18 protein-coding genes and 1 tRNA gene are annotated in these 20,149 nt (G+C 71.0%); 6 read left to right on the top strand and 13 right to left on the bottom strand.

Translation table 11 applies throughout. The features are described from left to right. Positions 1-10 precede the first annotated feature (10 nt). Complete coding sequence (locus tag ACHBTE_RS18900) at positions 11-1,813, top strand: HEXXH motif domain-containing protein (protein WP_394725095.1); 1,803 nt, start codon at positions 11-13, stop codon at positions 1,811-1,813. A 551-nt stretch (positions 1,814-2,364) separates the two neighbouring features. On the opposite strand, the gene fxsT is transcribed toward ACHBTE_RS18900, so the two are convergent. The 8 genes from fxsT to ACHBTE_RS18860 all read right to left on the bottom strand — a co-directional run bounded on the left by fxsT (position 2,365) and on the right by ACHBTE_RS18860 (position 13,522). After that, positions 2,365-6,258, bottom strand: a complete 3,894-nt coding sequence (gene fxsT / locus ACHBTE_RS18895) for an FxSxx-COOH system tetratricopeptide repeat protein (protein ID WP_394725094.1) — start codon at positions 6,256-6,258, stop codon at positions 2,365-2,367. Positions 6,259-6,612: 354 nt separating this feature from the next. Next, entirely contained in the window at positions 6,613-8,085 is a 1,473-nt protein-coding gene (locus tag ACHBTE_RS18890) for a hypothetical protein (protein ID WP_394725092.1), read from the bottom strand. Between the two features lie 81 nt (positions 8,086-8,166). Beyond that, complete coding sequence (locus tag ACHBTE_RS18885; protein WP_394725091.1) at positions 8,167-9,405, bottom strand: wax ester/triacylglycerol synthase domain-containing protein; 1,239 nt, start codon at positions 9,403-9,405, stop codon at positions 8,167-8,169. 22 nt (positions 9,406-9,427) lie between these two features. Beyond that, positions 9,428-10,636, bottom strand: coding sequence for a beta-ketoacyl-[acyl-carrier-protein] synthase family protein (locus tag ACHBTE_RS18880; RefSeq protein ID WP_394725090.1), 1,209 nt, complete (start codon positions 10,634-10,636; stop codon positions 9,428-9,430). Beyond that, positions 10,633-10,911: an acyl carrier protein gene (locus ACHBTE_RS18875; protein WP_394725089.1), complete on the bottom strand. Its 279-nt coding sequence runs from the start codon at positions 10,909-10,911 to the stop codon at positions 10,633-10,635. Before ACHBTE_RS18875 ends, ACHBTE_RS18880 begins: the two co-directional genes overlap by 4 nt. A 37-nt stretch (positions 10,912-10,948) precedes the next feature. Further along, positions 10,949-12,220, bottom strand: a complete 1,272-nt coding sequence (locus tag ACHBTE_RS18870; protein ID WP_394725088.1) for a wax ester/triacylglycerol synthase domain-containing protein — start codon at positions 12,218-12,220, stop codon at positions 10,949-10,951. A gap of 137 nt (positions 12,221-12,357) precedes the next feature. Beyond that, positions 12,358-12,639, bottom strand: a complete 282-nt coding sequence (locus tag ACHBTE_RS18865; protein ID WP_394725087.1) for a hypothetical protein — start codon at positions 12,637-12,639, stop codon at positions 12,358-12,360. Positions 12,640-12,709: 70 nt separating this feature from the next. Next, the gene (locus tag ACHBTE_RS18860) at positions 12,710-13,522 is read right to left on the bottom strand and encodes a hypothetical protein (RefSeq protein WP_394725086.1); all 813 of its coding nucleotides are present in this window, start codon (positions 13,520-13,522) and stop codon (positions 12,710-12,712) included. 476 nt (positions 13,523-13,998) lie between these two features. Between ACHBTE_RS18860 and ACHBTE_RS18855 the strand changes: the two genes are divergently transcribed. The 3 genes from ACHBTE_RS18855 (at position 13,999) to ACHBTE_RS18845 (ending at position 15,527) form a co-directional block, all read left to right on the top strand. Next, the gene (locus ACHBTE_RS18855; RefSeq protein ID WP_394725085.1) at positions 13,999-14,481 is read left to right on the top strand and encodes a hypothetical protein; all 483 of its coding nucleotides are present in this window, start codon (positions 13,999-14,001) and stop codon (positions 14,479-14,481) included. 178 nt (positions 14,482-14,659) lie between these two features. Next, positions 14,660-14,953, top strand: a complete 294-nt coding sequence (locus tag ACHBTE_RS18850) for a hypothetical protein (RefSeq protein ID WP_394725084.1) — start codon at positions 14,660-14,662, stop codon at positions 14,951-14,953. Positions 14,954-15,221: 268 nt separating this feature from the next. Continuing rightward, on the top strand, positions 15,222-15,527 hold the full coding sequence (locus tag ACHBTE_RS18845) for a hypothetical protein (RefSeq protein WP_394725082.1): 306 nt from the start codon (positions 15,222-15,224) through the stop codon (positions 15,525-15,527). 118 nt (positions 15,528-15,645) lie between these two features. On the opposite strand, the gene ACHBTE_RS18840 is transcribed toward ACHBTE_RS18845, so the two are convergent. The 5 genes from ACHBTE_RS18840 to ACHBTE_RS18820 form a co-directional block, all read right to left on the bottom strand. Then, the gene (locus ACHBTE_RS18840; protein WP_394725081.1) at positions 15,646-15,990 is read right to left on the bottom strand and encodes a hypothetical protein; all 345 of its coding nucleotides are present in this window, start codon (positions 15,988-15,990) and stop codon (positions 15,646-15,648) included. A 243-nt stretch (positions 15,991-16,233) separates the two neighbouring features. After that, complete coding sequence (locus ACHBTE_RS18835; RefSeq protein ID WP_394725080.1) at positions 16,234-16,602, bottom strand: hypothetical protein; 369 nt, start codon at positions 16,600-16,602, stop codon at positions 16,234-16,236. 354 nt (positions 16,603-16,956) lie between these two features. Beyond that, entirely contained in the window at positions 16,957-17,337 is a 381-nt protein-coding gene (locus tag ACHBTE_RS18830; protein ID WP_394725079.1) for a hypothetical protein, read from the bottom strand. 246 nt (positions 17,338-17,583) lie between these two features. After that, a complete protein-coding gene (locus ACHBTE_RS18825) occupies positions 17,584-17,823 on the bottom strand; it encodes a hypothetical protein (protein WP_394725220.1) in 240 nt (79 codons plus the stop codon). Between the two features lie 187 nt (positions 17,824-18,010). Beyond that, a tRNA-Thr gene (locus tag ACHBTE_RS18820) sits at positions 18,011-18,085 on the bottom strand. Positions 18,086-18,303: 218 nt separating this feature from the next. On the opposite strand from ACHBTE_RS18820, the gene ACHBTE_RS18815 reads away from it, so the two are divergent. Together ACHBTE_RS18815 and ACHBTE_RS18810 are read left to right on the top strand one after the other, a co-directional pair. After that, positions 18,304-19,395 carry an ABC transporter ATP-binding protein gene (locus tag ACHBTE_RS18815; RefSeq protein WP_394725077.1) on the top strand — a complete coding sequence of 364 codons (1,092 nt, stop codon included), beginning with the start codon at positions 18,304-18,306 and terminating at the stop codon, positions 19,393-19,395. A gap of 232 nt (positions 19,396-19,627) precedes the next feature. Then, complete coding sequence (locus tag ACHBTE_RS18810) at positions 19,628-20,083, top strand: hypothetical protein (RefSeq protein ID WP_394725076.1); 456 nt, start codon at positions 19,628-19,630, stop codon at positions 20,081-20,083. Positions 20,084-20,149: the final 66 nt, after the last annotated feature.

Genomic DNA, 20,149 nt, shown 5'->3' with positions numbered 1-20,149 from the left:
TGGGGCGTAGATGAGCGCTGAATCGTTCCTGCCCCATCATCGCCTCCCACCGGACACCCTCGCCGAACTGATCCGCGGTGAAGGCGGTCCGGCGACGGTGGACCTGCTCCTCGCGGCCGAACTCAGCCGCCGTCTGCTGCTGTTGCGGATGCTCGACGACGCGGCCGGCCTCGGCCCCGCATGGGACCTGCTCAGCGAGGCGCAGCGACGCGCCCCGTCCGTCGTCGACGACCTGCTGCTGTATCCGCAGACCGGCATGTGGCTGGCCACCGCGCTGCGCCAGGTGCGCGGGACGACACCACGGGACGAGCCGCCCCGGTGGGTCGTACTCGGCCACTTCTGCGCCCTCGCCGCGGTGGCCGGACTGCGCGCGGGACTGGACTTCACCGTCGAGGTGCCGGTGCGGCACGGCCGGGTGCCCCTGCCGACCCTCGGCTGCGCGGTACTGCCCACCACCACGCCCTGGGCCACGGCCACGGTACGGAGCGAGGGCGGACGCACGCTGATCGAGACGCCCGGCGCCACGGTCCCCCTGCCGCTCCCTCCGCACTCCGCCGCGCCCGGCTGGCATCCGGTGCGCCGGCTCGCGGTGGGCCCGGCGGACCGTCGGTTCGAGCTGGTCCTGGACGACGTGGACCCGTACCGGACGTATCCGGAGCCCACCGAGCCCACCCCGCTCTCGGAGGGGGCCGCCGAGCAGTGGCGGCGGCTGCTGGAGCGGGCCTGGACGGTGCTGCTGCGGCAACAGCCGGGGACGGCCGAGGCCATCCGGCGCGGTGTGCTCTCGCTGAGTCCTACGCCGGCGAGGGGGAGGTTCCGGCCGCGCAGCGTGTCGTCGGGCGACGCGTTCGGCGGTATCGAGGCGTCGGAACCGGATGACGCCGTCCAGCTGGCCGCCACCCTCGTGCACGAGTTCCAGCACACCAAGCTGGGCGGACTGCTGCATCTGACGCCGCTGTCGTCCGACGCCGACGGCCTCGGCCCGGACCTGTGGTACGCACCCTGGCGGGACGACCCCAGGCCCATGGCCGGGCTCCTCCAGGGCATCTACGCCTTCGTGGGGGTCGCCCGCTTCTGGCGCGCCCACCGCCGGGCCGCCGACGACGGCTCCGCCCTGGCGCACTTCGAGTTCGCGCTGTGGCGGGAACAGGTGGCGAGGGCGATGGCACAGATCCATCGCCATCCGCGGCTCACCCCGCTCGGCGCCGCCTTGCTGGACACGCTGCGCGACCACTGCGCGCAATGGCTCCAGGAGCCCGTGCCGACGGACCATCTGGCCCTGGCCCGGCTGTGCGCCGCCGACCATGTCGCCCGCTGGCGGGCGCACCACCTGCGCCCCGCCCCGGCGGCGGTGGACGAGACCGTACGGGCGTACCTGGACGGGGCACCCGGCCCGCCCCCCTCCTTGGCTGCCGAGCCGAAGGTCGTGCCCGAACCCGCCGCGCGCGGGCTCGACAGCGTGGCGATCCTCGTCCGCTACCGCCTCACCGCGGACGGCCCACAGGAGGAACCCGAGAAGGCCGCGGACCGGGTCACGGGAGCCCTCACCGGCGACGCCCTCCTGGCCGCCGGAGACGCCACGGCGGCCCAACACGCCTACCTGGCCCACCTCACGGCACACCCGGGCCACCCGGCCGCCTGGGCAGGACTCGGCAGCGCCCTCACCGCCACCGGCACCGCCCCCGCAGCAGCCCACCTCCTACGCCACCACCCGGAACAGGCCCGCACCCTCCACAAGGCCCTGTCCCACCACCCCGGCCCCCACCCGACCCCCCTCCAACTCGCCACCTGGCTCAGCACACCCCGCACCTGACAGCCACACGCGCCGCCAGACTTCGCGCAGGCCCCGGGGCCCACCCGACCGCCCCGACCCAACTCACCACCCGGCCCGGCACACCCAACCCGCCCCCCGCCAGACCCCACAGAGGCACTCCACCTCACACCCCACCGCCCCCGACGCGGCTCACAACTCGGCGCGGTTCACCGCCGACCCGCCAGCTGCCCCCACGCCCCAAAGGCACCACAACCAGCACCACCAGCAGCAGCCCAGCTCCCACACCACTCCCGGAAACAGACCCGCGCCCACCACCGGCCCGCGTCACCCTGCCCGCCATCCGACCGGACCCACACGCGCCGCCAGAACCAACGGGCACCCCGGCACCCACCCCACCGCCCCGACCGCGGCTCACCACCAGGCCCGGCGCATCCCCACCGGACAGCCCACCCGCTCCAGCTCCACCAAGCCCCCATCAAGGCGATCGCGCACCGACGGGCCGCGACCCTGCGTCAGGGCCTCGACCCGGCTCGCCACCCGGCGCGGTTCACCGTCAGCCGGCCGGTGCCGTCACCCCGGCCGGACTCACGTCACAGCGGCATGGGGTCGATGTCGCAGTTGGTGCGTACTCGGGCGCGTACCTGGACCGTCGCCGGGTGATGTACGGTCTCGGGCTCTCCGGAGCCCAGTCGGATCGTGTCCAGGACCCGTTCCATCCGCTCCAGGACGTCCGCGCGCAGCGCCTCGCCCTCGGTCTCCTGGCCGACGGCGATGAGGTCCAGGGAGAGGTTCGCCGCACCCACCAGCGTGGTCGGATGGTCCTCACCGAGCCGGGCCCGGCACAGCGCCACCGTCTTCTCACCGAGCTGCCGGGCCTCCTCCACCCGCCCCAGCGCGGCGAGATCGCTCGCCAGATTGTTGGCGCAGGCCAGCACGATCGGATGGCTCTCCCCGAGCCGCCCGGTGAGTGACTCCAGCGCCGCCTCGTCCAGTTGCCTGGCCTCCTCCGCCCGGCCCAGCAGACGCAGGGTCACCGCCAGGTCGACATCGGCAGCCAGGACGTGCGGATGGTCGGAGCTGAAGATCTCACGGAAGAGCTCACACGCCTTCTTGCCCTCGTCGCGCGCCTCTTCCAGTTCCCCGTTGTGCCGCAACGCCACCGACAGGGCCAGGGCAGCCGCAAGGGACTCCGGGTGCAGGTCGCCGTAGCGGCGGGTGAACTGGTCGAAGGCCTCGCGCGCCAGCTCCAGCGCGGTGGCGTGGTCGCCCTCCTTGCGGCAGGCCGCGCTCAACTGACGCAGGGTCTGCAGGGTCGTCGGGTTGCCGGGCCCGAAGCTGGCCCGGTAGCCGTCGACGACCGCCTGCTGAAGGGACCGCGCGCCGACGTAGTCCCCGGCCTCCCGCACATCGACGGCGATGCTGGCCTCGGTCGTCAGGGACTGCTGATGGTCCCGGCCGAACAGCCGCGTCTTCATGGCATGGGTGTGCCGGTCTAGTTCCAGCGCGCGCCGGAAGTCACCGATCAGCCGCAGGCTCACACCGAGGTTGTGCGCGGTGACCAGCGTGGCGGGGTCGTCCTCGCCGAAGGCCCGGCGGGCCCGGTCGTAGACCATCTCGTCCAGTTCGGCACCGGCGGTGAAGAACCCCTGGGCACGCCGTACCGCCGCCTCGAAGTTCAGCGCCTCCAGCGCGTCCTCGCGGGTGTCCTCCTGGCCCTCGGGAGCGGTGCGGGCGTAGACGTCCTTGAGCCGGGCGGCCACTTCCGACGCCTCGTCCAGCCGGCCCAGCTTCAGATAGAGGTAGCCCATCCAGAAGCCCATCAGCCGGGTCTGCTGGTCCTCCTCACCGAACATCTCCTCCCATGTCTGGTAGGCCTGCTCGGTGAATTCGAGCGCGACGTCGTGGTCGCCCCAGAACCAGAGGTACTTGGCGACGTTCCGCACGAGCTCACGGACCCACGCCTGGTCGGACTCGATGGCCCGCGAGGCGATGACATGGCCGTAGAGCTCGGCGTAGCGAGGCCAGTTGGCCGCCTGGTTGGGGCCCTTCGGGTCGGCGGCGGCCAGGAGCGTGTGAGCCCCGTTGCGCATGCGGTTCTGCTCCTCGGTGGTCATGCGGTTGATCAGTACGGCCTGGACGAGACGGTGCATCTCGATCGAGTTGGTCCGGTGGTCTATGCGAGCCAGGGAGTACCGGTTGATCTCGCGCACGGCGCGCGCCAGCCGCATCGGGTCGTTGAGCGCCCGGTCGAGCTCCGGGTCGATGCTGCCGCCGCCGAGGCCGGAGAAGATGGAGCGGGAGATGGGGTCGGGCGCGAAGTAGGAGCACAGCTGGAGCAGCCGAAGGGCGGTCGGGCTGCGGGTCTCCAGGCGGTCCAGGGAGACGTTCCAGGCCGCGGCGACCGGCAGCTGGTAGTCCGGGGGCGGCGAGACCTCCAGCAGTTCGCTGCGCTTGTGCTCGAACAGGCGCAGGTACTCCGACACCGGCATTCCGGTCTCCGCACGCCAGGCGGCCGCCTGTTCCAGAGCGAGCGGGAGGTCGCCGAGCGCCTCGGCCAGCCGGTCCGCGTCGGCGTCCTCGAGGTCGTCGCCGATCGGCCCCGAACGGCGCAGCAGCTCCTTGCTCTCCTCACGGGTGAAGACATCGACCTCGAGCGACGGACCGACCACGCTCCACCGCCGGTTGCGCGAGGTGACCAGGATGGTCCCGCTCCCCCCGGTGGGGAAGTACTCACGCACCCGCTCGGGGCTGTCGGCGTTGTCGAAGATCAGCAGCCAGCGGGAGTACGGCCGTCCCTCGCGCAGCGCCTCACGCAGCGCCGGGCCGGCGATGTTGGCCTCGGCACTGGAGACCAGGCCGAGCCGCTGGGCGAGCTCCACCAGCGCCTGCCCGATCTGCCCGGGCCGCTCGGCCGGGATCCACCAGACGATGTCGTACTCGGACTGGTGGCGATAGGCGTACTCGATGGCCAGCTGTGTCTTGCCGACGCCGCCCATGCCGTGGATGGCCTCGGGCAGCACGGTCGTGGTGCCCTCGCGAAGGCGTTCGCTCAGTCGTTCCAGAAGGTCCACGCGGCCGGTGAAGTTCGGGTTGCGCGGGGGGATGTTCCCCCAGATACGCGGCTGTGTCGAAGGCCCGCTCCCCACTGTGGGCTGCTGCGTGGTGGCCATCGTCGTCGCTCCTTCTGAAGTTGTCGGGGGCCTCGTGGACCTCTGTTCGGTGGGGTGCGGCACAGCGGCGCGGCCCGGGCGCCCGGCCCGGCCGCCCGGGCCCTTGCGCAAGCTGACGCTGTTCTGCCGGTCGTATGCGCGCAATGCGCGTTCAAGCCGCTCGGCGCGGGGCAGGAAGCGCCCGGACAGGGCGCGCAGCGCGGCCAGTTCGACCCGCAGGAACGCCACGTTCAGCCGAGTCACGGACGGCACATCGCTCGTCTCGAGCGGTTCCTCCGCAGCGGGCGGCCCCGCCTCGGTGTCCGCCCGGCGCTGCGCGAGCAGCTCCCGCATGTCGTGCAGCACCCGGGCGGTGTCACGGCGGCGGGACAGCGCCAGTAACTCCTGGCGGATGTCGGGGCCGAAGACATAGGCCACGTCGGCGGCCCGCTCGGCGTCCGCGCCCGCGGGCCGCACGAGTCCGCTCATCAGCAGCTCGGTGAGATGCTCCGGCCCGGCCCCCGGGACCGAGGCGGTCACGGCTCTCATCGCCGGCAGTGTCAACGGCGCCGCGGCGAGCCTGGTGGCCAGTGCGAACGCGGTCGGGGACGCGGCGGCCCGGAACTCCGAGACCCGCTCCCACGGCCGTACGGCGCTGGCGGGGTCGGGGACGTCCTCGATCCAGGGCACCGCCCGCGCGGCGTCCGGCCGCCGCTTCCAGTCACGGGCCCGGACACCGGACATCTCCACCCAGTCGTGGGCCCGCCCGGCCACCAGGGCGGCCCAACAGGCCATGGAGCGCTCGGTCAGCTCCAGCACGGGGACGGGCACCACACCGACCCGGGCGGCGGGTTCGTCGACGGGTTCCAGGGGGGAGGTTCGCAGCTCCCAGCCCAGGGAGTCGTTCGACGCCCAGGGGCGTGCCGTACGCAGCCGCATGCGGTACACGTCCAGACCGGTGCGGAACCACAGCCGCTGCGGCAGCAGATGCAGGATCGCGAGCGGCTCGCTCCGGCCCAGTTCGCGCAGCAGCGGCAGCACCGCGTCCGAACGCCAGCCCGCGGCCAGCCCGTCGGTCAGCACCAGCACCACCCGGGCTCCGGCGTCGGCGGGCGGAAGGTGCTCCAGCCGGATCCGGGCCGGCTCGGTGTCGTCGGAACTCAGCAGCCGTACGGTGGAGATCTCACCCAGCCGCTCCTCGCGGGCCAGCGACTCGGCCAGTCGGGCGACCGTGTCCTCCCAGACCCGCATGGTCACATGACTGTCCACCACGAGCAGCACGCCGGGGCGGCCGGACTCCGGGCGCTGAAGTTCACTCAGGGCCCGCACGAGCACGTCGACCGACGCGACGTCAGATGGCGGTCCCGGTACGGGTCGTGGGCCGTCGTCACATTGCATAAGCGCTCTCAGAGCGTCCGGTAGTGCCCGAGGGCGACGGGAGTGACCGAGGGGGCGCTGCCGAGGAGTCCCGCAGTCCGCGGGCATGCGTGACATCCACGTGCCAAGACTGGCAGCGGTCCGCTTGCGTTGCAACACGGACACAAGCCACAAAGCCGTGGTGAAAGGGCCACCCTGCCCGAGAGCAACAGCCTCGCCTCCACCGTGCGGGTGAGTCAAGGATCTGTGGATGCCGCCCCTTGCTGCGAGATGGCCGGGGACTGCCGGATCGTATACCTGAAATCATGGCGGCTACACGGGCCCTGGCGGGCTCGGCTTGCGCTCCGGATCGTCGAGCAGGATGGCCAGATGCCGGCCGACATGCTGGTCCCAGCCGCCGGGGCCGAGGGCCAGCGCCTCCTTGCGCCACTTGCCGACCCGCTCGGCCAGACTGCCGAGTCCGCGGTCCTCCAGAATCTCGCCGATGGCGTCCTGGAACATCGGGTCGGAGCAGTCGTTGCGATGCCAGATCATCGCGGGCACCCCGGCCCGCAGCCCGGCGAGGACCTCACGCCGCCCGGTGCCCGAATCGTCGCCGGGCGGCTCACTGAGCACCAGGCACACCGCGTGCAGATCCTCCTTGAGCTCCCGCTCCAGATGGAAGAAGTACGCCCCGTCCTCCTCCGGACGGCTCCAGTGCGGATGGCTGTCCGCCGGACGCTCCCGCAGCTGACGCCACTTGTGGTGCCAGGGCCGGTGCCAGGCGCCACGCTGGAGCCGTTCGAGACTGCGCACCACGATCGGGTAGTCCAGGGCGAGTGGGGTGGGAGCGGCGGAATCGGACTCCTTCGGCCACCACTCGACCGGCTCGTTGAGCAGCTCCCACGGAAGCACGAACTCCAGTATCACCGGCTGCCGCAGGTCGGCCCACTTCTCCTCGACCTCCTCGATGAGCCGCTCCACCGCACCCGGCAGCTCCTCCCGCCCCAGCCGCTCGGTCTCACCGCGCACGGGATGCCAGCCCTCGGAGTCGGACTGGCGCCAGTGCGAGAGGTAGTAGTGGTCCGCCTCGATGCGGTCCGGCTCGAACTGGATGAGCAGATACGCCGGCACGAGGGAGGGCGCCGGCTGCGGGAACTCCGAGTGCTGCCAGTCCGCCAGCAGCTCGGCCACGCCCAGGTCCGAGGCCCGGCCGCGGTTGAACCGGCGCAGCAGCTCGGCCGCGTCCGCCCGCCCCTCCTCCACCAACCGGTCGGCGGACAGCGCGAGGAAGGCCATGCTGGGCGGGAGCTCGCCGAGCGGGGTGTTCTCACCGGCCAGCCGCAGGAAGACCTGCCACGCCGTCTGGCACCACGCGGGCAGTTCCTGGACCCGGGACCGGCTCGCGCGCCGCGCCATGGCGGCCAGGTCCGAGGACGGCAGGGACAGCAGTACGGGCCGCAGGTCGCCGAGGTCGTCGTGGCTGAAGAAGTCGACGGCCTCCCACTCGTCCACCAGCGGCCACAGTGCGGCAACCGTCACCGACTGCTGTTCCACGTACTCCAGCGACCGCACCAGACAGGCCAGGCCGTCACCGACCTCGGTGCATCTCTTCACCACATGCAGCAGCCAGGGCCGCAGCCGGTCGCCGCCGAAGGGTTCCACGGACGAGTCGAGTTCGTCCGCGAGCATCTCCCGCCATAACTCGCGGCTGCTCGCCTGGTTCACCGTGGCCGAGCCCTGTAAGGCATCCACGATGGAGACGACCAACTTGTTCCGGACCCGCTCCGGATTACGCCCTGCCACCCCGTTACCTCCAGACAGCAGCCCAGGTGCCCTGATGGTGCCGACCAGGGTAAGGCCGCCGCCCGGGGCATCGCAGGAGGACTAGGACACTGCGACCGCTTTCAGTTCCTGGGCCACCGCCTCGGCGAGCATCCCCGCGTCCCCCGCGAGCAGGTGGCTGACGACGGTCAGCGTGTAGGCGTCGCCGGTGTGGACGAGGCAGAGGTTCGCCGTGCCCGGCGGGGAGAGCTGCGGCAGCGGGACGACGCGGGACAGCGGGCGGCCCAGCAAGTGGCTGGGATTGTCCCGCCACTTGAAGGCGGTGCACAGACTCGTGGTGATCTCGGGACGGGCCAGGCTTCTGGCCATCACCCCGGCGAGCCACGGCACCGTACGGGCGATTCGCTGGAGCGTGGGAAGGATGGCGCGATGGGCGTCGCTGCGCTGCTGGAACCGGGCGACGAGGTCCTGGCACTCCTGCAGACGGGCCACCGGGCACTCGGTGTCGACGGGCAGCGGCATGCGCAGCGCGGTGACGCCGTTGCCGAGCTGCTGGGCGTTGTCGCGGGTGCGCAGATCGACCGGCACGGTGGCGTAGAGGGGGGCCGACCCCGCGGGCCAGGAGCTCAGCGGGCCGTAACAGGCGCGCAGAGCACCGGCGTACGTGCTCAGCAGCAGTTCGTTCAGCGTCGCCCCGCGCCCGTCGGCGGGCCGGCGGCGGGCGGCGCGCATCACCTGCGGATCGAGCTCCACCACGGCCACCGACGGCCGCGCGTCACCGCCCAGAACCCCCGGGAGGCGCTGCCCGCGGGCCCGGATGCGGCGCAACTCGCCGCCGATGCCGCGCGGACGGGCGCGTGGCCGTTTCTGCGCCGCCGCGGACGGGTGGGCGGGGGCCCGGCCGGGAAGGGCCGGCGGTACGGCCGTGTCGTCCATCAGCAGCCGGAACAGGGTCTCCAGGGACCGGCCGTCCAGCAGGGCGTGATGGGCGAGCAGCACGACGGCGAGCGGGGTGACCAGCAGCCGCCACGGGGGCAGTTCGGGCGGCAGCGGGTGCCGGACACCGTCGGCGAGCAAGGTGTCCAGATCCTGGTCCGTGGCGCTGATGTGCGCCGCGGGGTCGAACGCGCCGGCCGACTGCCACCGGTGGCCCGCCAGCCCCGCCGGCCCGACGGGGGGCCTGATGGCCAGGCTCATCCGCTCCAGTGCGCCCCATCGTTCGCGGACCCGGGACCGTACCTGCGTCAGGTCGAGCGGCCCGCCGGGGAACATCGCGGCGATGCCGACCGTCCCCGGCATCCCGTTGCGCAGGTGCCCCTCCTCGATGGCCGTCAGCCTCATGCTCCGCAGCCTCCTTCGGCGCTCAGCCGTGGGGTGAATCGAACACGACACAGGCGTTGTGACCACCGAAGGCGAAGCTGTTGCTGATCACCGGCCCGCCCGGGATCTTGCGCGGCTCGGCGGTGACCGCGTCGATGTCGCACCGGGGGTCCAGCCGCGTCAGCGAAGCGGTCGGCGGCGCCAGTCCCTCCCGCACGGACAGAACCGTGATCACAGCTTCCAGCGCTCCCGCGACCCCGAGCCCGTGGCCGGTCACCGACTTGGACGCGGTGACCGGCACCGCGGCGGGCCCGAACAGGTCGGCGATGGCCCGGGCTTCGGCGAGGTCGTTGAGCTCGGTGCCGGTGCCGTGCGCGTTGACATGGGCGACGGCGTCGGGCGTCGTACCGGCGTCGGCCAGCGCCTGCTCCATGCACGCCCGGGCACCCGCGCCGTCGGGATGCGGTGCGGTGAGGTGGTGGGCGTCGGAGGTGCGCCCGTATCCGGTCAGCGTGGCGTGGATCCGCGCGCCGCGCGCCAGGGCGAGGTCCAGCCGCTCCAGCACCAGGAACGCGGCCCCTTCGGCGAGGACGAACCCCCGCCGGTCGACGTCGAACGGCCGGGACGCGGCGGCCGGATCCTCGCACTCGGTGACCATCGCGCCGGCCCGCCCGAAGGCCAGCGCCGTGGTGGGCGTCAGGGGGCTGTCGTGGCCGCCTGCCACCACCACGTCCGCGCTCCCCGCCCGGATCATCTGCATCGCCTCGCCCACCGCGTGCGTGCCGGAGGCGCAAGCGGTGGAGATCGTCAGGCTGGGGCCCGTGACACCGAGCCTGGCGCTGACCCAGTACGCCCCCGCGTTGTGCATCAGCCGGGGCGCGTAGAGCACGTCGGGATGCCCGATGCCGTTCTCCTGGCTGATCACCCCGCCGTATCCGGTGCCGGTCACCACCGCCCGCCGCACGGGCTCGACATGGAGCCCTCCGGCGTCCTCGACGGCGTCCGCGGCCGCGCACACCGCCAGCTGCACCGACCGGTCGGCCCGCCGCACCTCCTTGGGCGACAGATAGCCGGCCGGATCGAAGCCGGTCATCGCGGACGCCGGACACACGACGGTGCCCTCGTCGTCGAAGGTGTGCAGCGAGATCGCCGGACGGCCCCGCAGCAGGCTCTCCCACAGCTGCGCCACCGTGGCCCCGGCAGCACAGCGGACACCCAGCCCCGTGACGGCGACGGCAGGTCGGCGGCTCATCGGGCGACGGTGCTGTGGGCCTCGTGGGCGCGCAGCCGCACGATGAGGTCGGCGACATCACCCACCGTGGACACCCCGGACTTGTCGGTACCCCGCAGGGACACCCCGAACAACTCCTCGGACGCCGCTTCCAGTTCGGTGACGTCCAGGCTGTCGGCTCCCAGGTCGGCGACGAGCCGGGCCTGCGGCACGACCGCCTCCGGCGGCACCGACATCACCCGCGCACACAGCGGGCGCAGCGCTTCCCATACGTCGTCGCCGTGTTCCACATCCATGCAACTGCCTCCATCTCCTGGTGCCGTCAGGGCCGGCTCACTGCGACGGCGTAGCCGCCCGAGCCCATGTCTCGAACTCCGTGACGACCGCGTCGGCCAGCCGCCCCGCCTCGTCCGGGCCCAGATGGCACACCACGGTGAGCGTGAACGCGTCCCCCGCCTGTGCCAGGGCGAAGCTGACGGTGCCCGGGTGCTGCAAGGGCGGCAGCCCCACCGTGCGCACGAGCCCGCTTCCCTCGAAGGTGCTCGGGCCGCCGGGCCACTTCATGGCGGTGGTCGCGGTCGCCGCGAAGCACGAGCGGCGACCGCGACCGGTCAGCAGCCTGGTCACCCACGGGCCCGTCCGCCGAACCGCTTCTGCAACGGGAAACAGCACGCCTGCGTGTACGGCGGCCCGGTCGGGGACGGTGGCCATCGCGGCCTGGCCGGCCCGAAGCCGCGCCACGCAGCCGTCCACGTCGACGGGCAGCGGCACCCGAACCACCGTGAGGGTGTTGCCCAGTTCCCTCGGATTCGTCCGGGTGCGCAGATCGCACGGGACGGCCGTGTACACGGGCTCCGCCCGCTGCCGCCACTCCCGCACCGGCCCGTACTCGGCCCGCAGCGCGCCGGCCACCGCGCCGACCAGCAGTTCGTTCAGCGTCGCGCCCCGGCCGTCGGCGGGCTGCCGGCGCGCGGACCGGACCGTGTGGGCGGACAGTTCACACACCGCGACCGAGGGACGGGCCCGGCTCGGCGACCGCAAGGGAAGGGCCTGCCCGACGGCCGTCATCGCCCTGAGCTCCCTGCCCGCCGCGCGCAGACCGGTACGTGCGAGCGGCATCGGCCGCGCCGAGTCCCTTGCCGCCACCGGGATGTCCATCAGCGAGCGCATCAAGGTCGCCAGGGAGCGTCCGTCGAGCAGCGCATGCTGGGCCACGAGGGCCAGGGCGAAGCCGCCGCCGTCGGCCGCGTCCGGGACCACGAACAGCCGCCAGGGCGGGACGTCACCGTCCAGCGGCCGGTCCACGCTGTGCGCCCACAGATCGTCCAACTTGCTCTCGGCCAGGGTGACATGCACGGCGGGATCGAACGGCCCCGGCACGACCCACCGCACCCGCCGCCCGAAAAGCCCCCGCCGCCGGGTGCCCGCGTCGTCCGGCGCACGATCGAGTACGCAGTTCATCCGCTCCAGGCCGGTCCACCGCTCCGCGACCCGCGCCCGCACCTGCTCCAGTCCGGGCTGCTCACCGGAGAAGACCGCCGCCAGGCCGATCACTCCCGGGCATCCGTTGAGCAGCAGCATCTCGTCGGCACAGGACAGTCTCATGCGACAGGTCGCCCACCCTTCCTGGAACGAGTTCACCCTACACACAGGGTAACGAGCCTTCACTCAACGTACATGGAGCCAATAGTCCGACGCCCGCCCCGTGGTGGAGCGGGCGTCGGAGGGAACGCTGCGATGCGTTACCGGAGCGCCTGGCTGTTGCAGCCCATGTCCGAACCGAGGTGGCTGGGCTGCGCACCCGGGGAGCCTTCGCCGTTCAGCAGGTTGCCCGCCAGGCCGTTGACGAGGCCGAGGTTGCCGAGGACGTCGATGTTCATGTCGTGCGAGCGACACTCGATGCCCTGCGTGATGTCGAGGTCGTGGGCTCCCGCCTCACCGTGCGCGACGGCGGTGCCGACGCCGAACGAACCGACACTGCCGAGGACGGCGCCCACGAGGGCGACCTTGTGCAGCTTGCGCATTTCTTCTCCGTTGGTCGAGCAGATCTGATGTGCAGCAGATCGATGGAAAACGGTGGACAGTGACGGGCCGTCAGCCCAGTCGCGGCAGGCCCAACTGGCCGACGGGCGGCGCCTGGACCTGACCGAGGCCGAGACCCGGGACCTGCGGCGGGCCGGCTGGCGTGAGCAGCGGGTTGATGAGCGGGTTCACCTGCGGGTTGACCTGCGGGTTGACCTGCGGGGCGACCCGCGGCGGGGGCTCCGGGTTGAAGACCTGCGGCGCGTTGACCTGCGGGGCGACCTGCGGCATGACCTGCGGAGCCGTCTGCGGGGTGACCTGCGGCACGACCTGCGGGACCGACTGCTGCGGAGCGGCCTGCGCGCGCGGTCCGTTGGAGACTTCCGCGAAGCCGCCCGACACGGCGGAGGCGGAGGCGTAACCGCTCTGCTGCTGCGGGGCGGGCGCCGGAGCAGGCGCCGGGGCCGGAGCAGGCGCCGGAGCCGGGGCGGCGTAGTGCGGCGCCGGCTGGGGGTGCGGACGGGGAGCGCTGACCTGCGCGGCGCCGGTCGAACGGGCCTCCGCCGTGGCCTGCTGGGGCGCTGCGTACTGCGGGGCGGGCGCCGGGGCCGCGTACTGCGGCGGCGCGTACTGCGGGGCGGGTGCCGGAGCGGCGTACTGCGGCGCCGCGTACTGCGGAGCGGGCGCCGGGGCCGCGTACTGCGGCGGCGCGTACTGCGGGGCGGGTGCCGGGGCCGCGTACTGCGGCGCCGGATACTGCGGACCCGGCGCCGGAGCGCCGTTGTACCCGACGGGATATTCGGCGGCCTCGCTGACGCCGGCGCCGATGGCGGTCAGACCACCGGCTGCTGCGACGACGAGCGCGGCCTTGTGAAGCTTGCGCATGGAACCCTCGGCCCTTCATTACCTGTGCAGGGAATCCGGTGTATTCAGTGCAATCTTGCGTGCGCTCAGTCTGATATTCGTACTGCACCCTTACAGGGGTAATGCCTGAGCTGTCATGTGGACTTCACGCTTTCACGCTGGAGTCGGCAGCGAATCCCGCAGCCCTCTCCGGCTCCCGGTCGCTGCTCTCTCCCCGCTGGCAACGACAATTCCTGGGCCAAGTCACGGGGATACGAGGGTCCGTCACTCCATTGCCATCGATCCGATAAACGGCTCTGCGCACTTGTCATCCCGTCAAGCCCACGCAACAGCAGGCGCACTTCTCATCGTTGATGATTAACGCCGTATGGCAAATGGGTGACCACGTCCCGACTCACGTGACCGTCAGCGCAGTTGTTTCGTTCCCCACGGGTCAGAGCAATGGCTCACCGCACTTCCATACGTTCCATGCCAGGTCAACGAAGGGCCGAGTTTCCATGCGCAAGCTTCACCACGTCGCGCTCGTCGTCGCAGCAGCCGGTGGTCTGTCAGCCATCGGCGTCGGCCCCAGCGTCGCCGGCGACGCCGTCGGCCACCACGGCGGCGCTCCGGCCCCCGTCGGCCAGCAGGACGCCCAGGCCCAGTCATGGACCCGCTCGCAGGCATCCGTCCAGACCTCCGGCGCCCAGGGCGGCCACCAGGCGGCCCCCGCCCCGCAGCGCGGCGCCGAGGTCAGCCCGCAGCTCAACCCCCAGTTGAGCCCGCAGATCAGCCCCCAGATCACGCCGCAGCAGGCCCCGCAGTCGGGCCCGCTGGACCAGACGAACCTGTTCCGCCCCTACCAGGAGTGCAGCCCGCAGTCGCTGCTCAACGCCAATGTCCCGGTCGCCGCTCTCGCCGCCGCCGATGCCCGCGGTGTCGACTGCGACCAGTACAACAGCCAGGCGAACGCCGTCTCCAGCGCCCGCGCCTCGCGCTGAGACCGCGCGCCGAGATCACGCGCCGACGCCGCACCCTGACAACAGCCATTGACGACACGCGCACATAAAACACCGGCGCGTCGTTGCGACATATCAGATATTTCGTATTAATCTTCGGTGACTGTACGAAGTCGATCCCTTACGGGTCGCAACCACACCTCACTCCACCGGAGATGACATGCACAAGCTTCGCAAGGCTGCCGTCCTGGTCGCCGCCCTCGGCAGCGTCGGACTTCTGAGCGCCGGCACCGCCACGGCCCAGGGCCTCGACGGTCACGGCGGCAAGGGCGGGGACAAGGTCAGCGTCCTGCAGAGCTCCAACTGCAAGTCGCACGACCTGAACCTCGACGTGCTGGGCCAGGTCGGCATCCTCAACGGCCTGCTGGGCAACGGCCTCAACGGCGAGGGCACCGCCGGAAGCCAGGCCACGCACCTCGGCTCGTCGATGGGCTGCAACAACAGCGCGTTCTGAACGCCTGACAGTCGCACCGCCGACTGAAAGACGGGACAAGGTCCCGGCACCGAGCCTCGAGCCCGGTGCCGGGACCCCTCTTTTGTGCTCCGGATCAGACCCGACTCAATCCCACGACGCGCCATTTCCGGACCATCGGCCAAGACGGTGAGACCTATTCGTAATTCGGCGCGCCGCGGATTGTCTCGCATTACTTCCTATTAGCCTCCGTAACCGTACGAAGTCGATCTCTTACAGATCGCACCCCTCCACTCCACCGGAGAAGAACATGCACAAGCTCCGCAAGGCCGCCGTGGTCGTCGCCGCCCTGAGCGGCGTCGGGCTCCTGAGCGCCGGCGTCGCGCACGCCGACCAGGGTGGCTACGGCTCGAACGGCCGGGGCAAGAGCGGCACCTCGTTCAGCGTTCAGCAGAGCACGACCTGCCGGTCGCACGACGCCAACGCCTCCATCCTGGGTCAGGTCGGCATCGCCAACGGCCTGGGCGGCAACCTGCTGAACGGCGAGGGCAACCCGGGCGCGCAGGAGACGTCGCTGGGCTCGACCATGGGCTGCAACAACAGCGTCGGCAAGTAAGCCGTAGTCACGACGCTTTCCCGGTGCCCCGGCCGCAAGGCCGGGGCACCGGGCTTTTGCCGGAACACGAAAATGCCGGACCGGGCTCGATCCCGGTCCGGCATTTTCCCGTGCGCACTCAGAACTTGAACTTGGGCAGCTTGTAACCCTTCGGCAGCTTCGCCCTGTTCGAGCAGTCCACCTCCGGCCCGGAGTCCGTGGAACCGTCGTTCAGCAGGCTGCCTTCGGGGAACGTGACGCGGGGCCGCTCGACCGTCTGGCAGTCGTGCCGCTGCTTGACGACATAGCCGCGCTTGTCCTTGCGGATCGACTCGTCCTTCTTGATGCAGACGATGTCACCCTGGGCGGACATCGTACAGGCGACCTTGTCCTCCTCGGCGTGCGCCTGCACGGCACCCCCGTAGACGAGGGCGAGAGCCCCGATGAAGCCCGAGACGGTTGCGATCTTGTGCCGACCGATCATGTGCTGCGTCCTTTGCGATCGAGGCCCGGGCGCCGGCGCGTTCACCAGCACCTGCCCGAGCCTTGGAGAACACTGACGCAGCCCGGACGCGCACCCTGATGGGTCTGCCGCGCGTCCGGGCTGCTGTTGCTAAGGGTCCGAGGAATGCCGATGCGCCCGTCGTGAACCACGCCCTAGGGGGCGGCCGTCACGACGACAACCGCAGTGCCCTGAATCTCGCGCATCGAGGCCTCGGCGCTTTTGTTACTTGGCGACGTACTCGCCGTAGCCGACCTCAGGAGCCGCGGCCTGGGGGGCGGCCTCGGGAGCGACCTGCGGGGCCACCTCGGGGGCGGCGACCTGCGGGGCGGCCTCCGGCGCGACCGCCGGGGCAGCCTCGGGCGCGGCCTGCGGAGCAGCCTGCGGGGCGGCCTGCGGAGCAGCCTGCGCCTTGTCGTCGCCCGGAACACCCCACATGCCCACGGCGTTGGCCGTCGAGGTGGAGATCGCGGTCACGTTCTCAGCGGTGACCTTGTCGTCCTCGTGAGCAAAGGCGGTGCCGGCGCCGATACCGAAGGCGGACAGACCCGCAACGGCCGCGGCTACGACTGCAACGCGCTGAAACCTGCGCATAGTTTGACCCTTTCTTCCCGGGCACGAAGCCCTGGCTTGACTACTTAATGTGAGCATATACATGCAATCAGTAGCAATTTGGGACCTTTACCCTTGTCCGTGTCGTGTCGGGCCATGCCGAGGAACCCTTTCGTCCGTCTCGTCATGGACCCGAAGGGGAATGCGGGAGCGAGTGCCGCGACCCGCCTCGGGGCCGCCCTTCTCCTTTGAAACAAACGACAGTTGCCCGAGGGCGAGTAACGGGCAGCCGGAGCCGGTCACCCATTTGCCGACGACGCAAAAGCAGCGGAGGCCGGACCAGGTCGACCCGGTCCGGCCATCCGCTGCTCGAGAGAGATGAAGAAGGCGCTGACGCTACGCCTTGGGGCTGCCCAGCAGGCGAGCCAGCGCACTGGCGTTGTCGTCGCTCGCGTCGGCGGCGGGCGCCGGCCCCGCGGGCGTCGTGTCGGCGCAGGTGATGTGCGGGCCGATCCGCGTCTGCCCGTTGCCCAGCAGCCCGGGGGAGGGCAGGGTCAGGGGCTGCGTCGGCTGGCAGGTCACCGACCGGCGGAGCGCGACCGGCTCACCCTCCGGCATCTCGCCCACGATCCGCTGGGTGCAGACGATGTTGCCCAGGGCGTCGAGCCCACAGGTGCCCTGGCTCGCCGCGGCCTGTGCCGGGGTCACGCCGATGCAGGTCATGGCGAGGCCGCCGAGAAGCCCCGTGACAGCCGCGATCTTCTTTCCGTTGAACATGTGTTGCGTCTCCTTCTGTGAGGGGTGCCCGGGCACCCGACGCCGCGATCCGCCGCGACGGGACCTGGGAAGTCGGAGAAACGAAGTGAAGGACTGATCTGCCGAGGGGCGCCGTCCGAGAGGGGCGCTGTCCGAAAGGGCCACAACCGCTCGTCGCCGCGCCTGAGTCACCGCATGAACGGGCCCCTTCGGAGATCTCCCCGAAGGGGCCCGCGGAAGGCGTCGCGCACGGCTACGCCGCCGGGGTCAGCCAGTGAAGGCGTTGTTGAACTGACCGCAGGTGGTGTCGAAGGTCTCGGCGAGACCGAGCACGGCGATCGGGAGGTCACCCTCGGCCACCGTCTGCGGGCTGCACTCCTGGTAGGGGCGGTACAGGTCGGTCCGGCTCGGCCCGGTCTCGTAAGCGACACCGGTGCCCGCACCGATGGTGGACAGGCTGCCGGCCGCCGCGGCCGCGACGATCATGACCTGGTGGAGCTTGCGCATGGAACCCTCGGTTTTCATGACAAATACTTTGAGGCTGATTGCCTACCGTGACTGAATGAACACTAGCAGTAGCGGCACGCTTCCATGACGGTCCATGTCCCGTGTCCCAAGGGGGACATGGGGATGCGAGAGAGAATGGGAAAAACGTGCGGGACGGTGTCATTCGACAACCGCCCCGCTCGGAAAGAGCCCCCTGTCGGATTCGAACCGACGACCTGCTGTTTACAAGACAGCCGCTCTGGACCAACTGAGCTAAGGAGGCCTGCGCCCGCCCGACGGGCAGGCGCCCGTGCAGTGTACCCAGGTTCCGAGCCTGCTCTGTCGAAAATTTCCGCGAAGGTCACATGCCTCCAGGTACTGACAGACCAGGCCGACGCCAGGTAGCGTCCAGAGCCAGTCCACACGTGTGGACTAAACCAACCACCTTCCTACAACGGATCGTCCGGCACGTTCCTGCCGGTAGAAGGGGGCCCATTCACCATGGCCACTGTCTCGTTCGACAAGGCGACCCGGATCTACCCGGGCACCGAGAAGCCCGCCGTGGACGCGCTCGACATCCACATCGAGGACGGAGAGTTCCTCGTTCTGGTCGGCCCGTCCGGCTGCGGCAAGTCCACCTCGCTCCGCATGCTGGCGGGGCTCGAGGACGTCAACGGCGGCGCCATCCGCATCGGTGACCGCGACGTCACACACCTGCCGCCCAAGGACCGGGACATCGCCATGGTGTTCCAGAACTACGCGCTGTACCCGCACATGACCGTCGCCGACAACATGGGCTTCGCGCTCAAGATCGCCGGCGTCAACAAGGCGGAGATCCGCAAGAAGGTCGAAGAGGCCGCGAAGATCCTCGACCTCACCGAGTACCTGGACCGCAAGCCGAAGGCCCTCTCCGGCGGTCAGCGCCAGCGTGTCGCCATGGGCCGCGCCATCGTGCGTGAGCCGCAGGTCTTCCTCATGGACGAGCCGCTGTCCAACCTGGACGCCAAGCTCCGTGTGTCGACCCGTACGCAGATCGCCTCGCTGCAGCGCCGGCTCGGCATCACCACCGTCTACGTCACCCACGACCAGGTCGAGGCCATGACGATGGGTGACCGCGTGGCGGTCCTCAAGGACGGTCTGCTCCAGCAGGTCGACACCCCGCGCAACATGTACGACCGCCCGGCCAACCTCTTCGTCGCCGGCTTCATCGGCTCCCCGGCCATGAACCTGGTCGAGGTCCCGATCACCGACGGCGGCGTGAAGTTCGGCAACTCCGTGGTGCCGGTCGACCGCGAGGCGCTGTCCGCCGCCACCGACAAGACCGTCACCGTCGGTGTCCGTCCCGAGCACTTCGACGTGGCCGGCGCGGACTCGGACCAGGGCCTCGCGGTCACCGTGAACGTCGTCGAGGAGCTCGGCGCCGACGCGTACGTCTACGGCACCGCCAAGGTCGGCGGGGACGACTCCAAGGACCTCGTCGTCCGGGTCAGCGGCCGTGACGTCCCGGAGAAGGGCAGCACGCTGCACGTCGTCCCGCGCTCCGGTGAGAGCCACGTGTTCTCGACGTCCACGGGCGCGCGTCTCTCCGACTGAGGGAGCGCCCCAGGGCGTGCACAGGAAGTACAACCCCGGGTAATTCACCCAGGTTGACGAAGAGGGCCCCGCAAACCCCTGCGGGGCCCTCTTCGTTGTCGACAAATACCCCGGCAGACCGGGGCATTTCGAGCAGTGTGCGTCAACACGCCACCGAGGATGCGCGCCAGTTCATCCCCCGAAACGGTGACCAAATGTCGCCATATCAGCACTGAACGCTACCCTCACTCGCGTGAAGCACTCCACCACCCAACAGACACGACGCGGCCACCGGGGCCCCGCCCGCCAGCTCGGCCGCACACTCGCCCTCGTCCTGCCCGTCGTCCTGGTGCTCTCCGGGACCCTCGCGGTCACCCGGGTCAACTGGTCGGGGAACCCCTCGGACTCGGTCCTCACCGCGACCGACGTCTCCGCTGCGGGTGCCAAGAACGCCGCCCCGCGCGCGCCCCAGGACGTGCTGCGCGACCAGCTGCTGACCGAGTTGCAGGAGAAGGACCCGGGCGTCGCCCTGACCCACCTCCAGGAGGCCGTCGACGACCGCCCCTCGCTGGGCCGGCACTGCGCCTCGATCGCCCGCGCCCTCGGCCGTGCCGCGGTGCGTGCCTACGGTCCGACGCGCGCCCAGTCCTTCTCCCGCCCCGTCTGCGACACGGCCTTCGCGTCGGGAGTGGCGGCGGCGCACAGCTGATCCTTTCGGCTCATCCAGGAACGGTTGCCGGCGAATGCCGCGAGCGGGACGCCGCGTACAGTTCGG

This window comes from Streptomyces sp. M41, assembly GCF_043673425.1.
In the GTDB taxonomy this organism is placed as follows: domain Bacteria; phylum Actinomycetota; class Actinomycetes; order Streptomycetales; family Streptomycetaceae; genus Streptomyces.
Note: the sequence above shows the minus strand (reverse complement) of the source record. Positions and strands in the feature narration are given on the sequence as shown.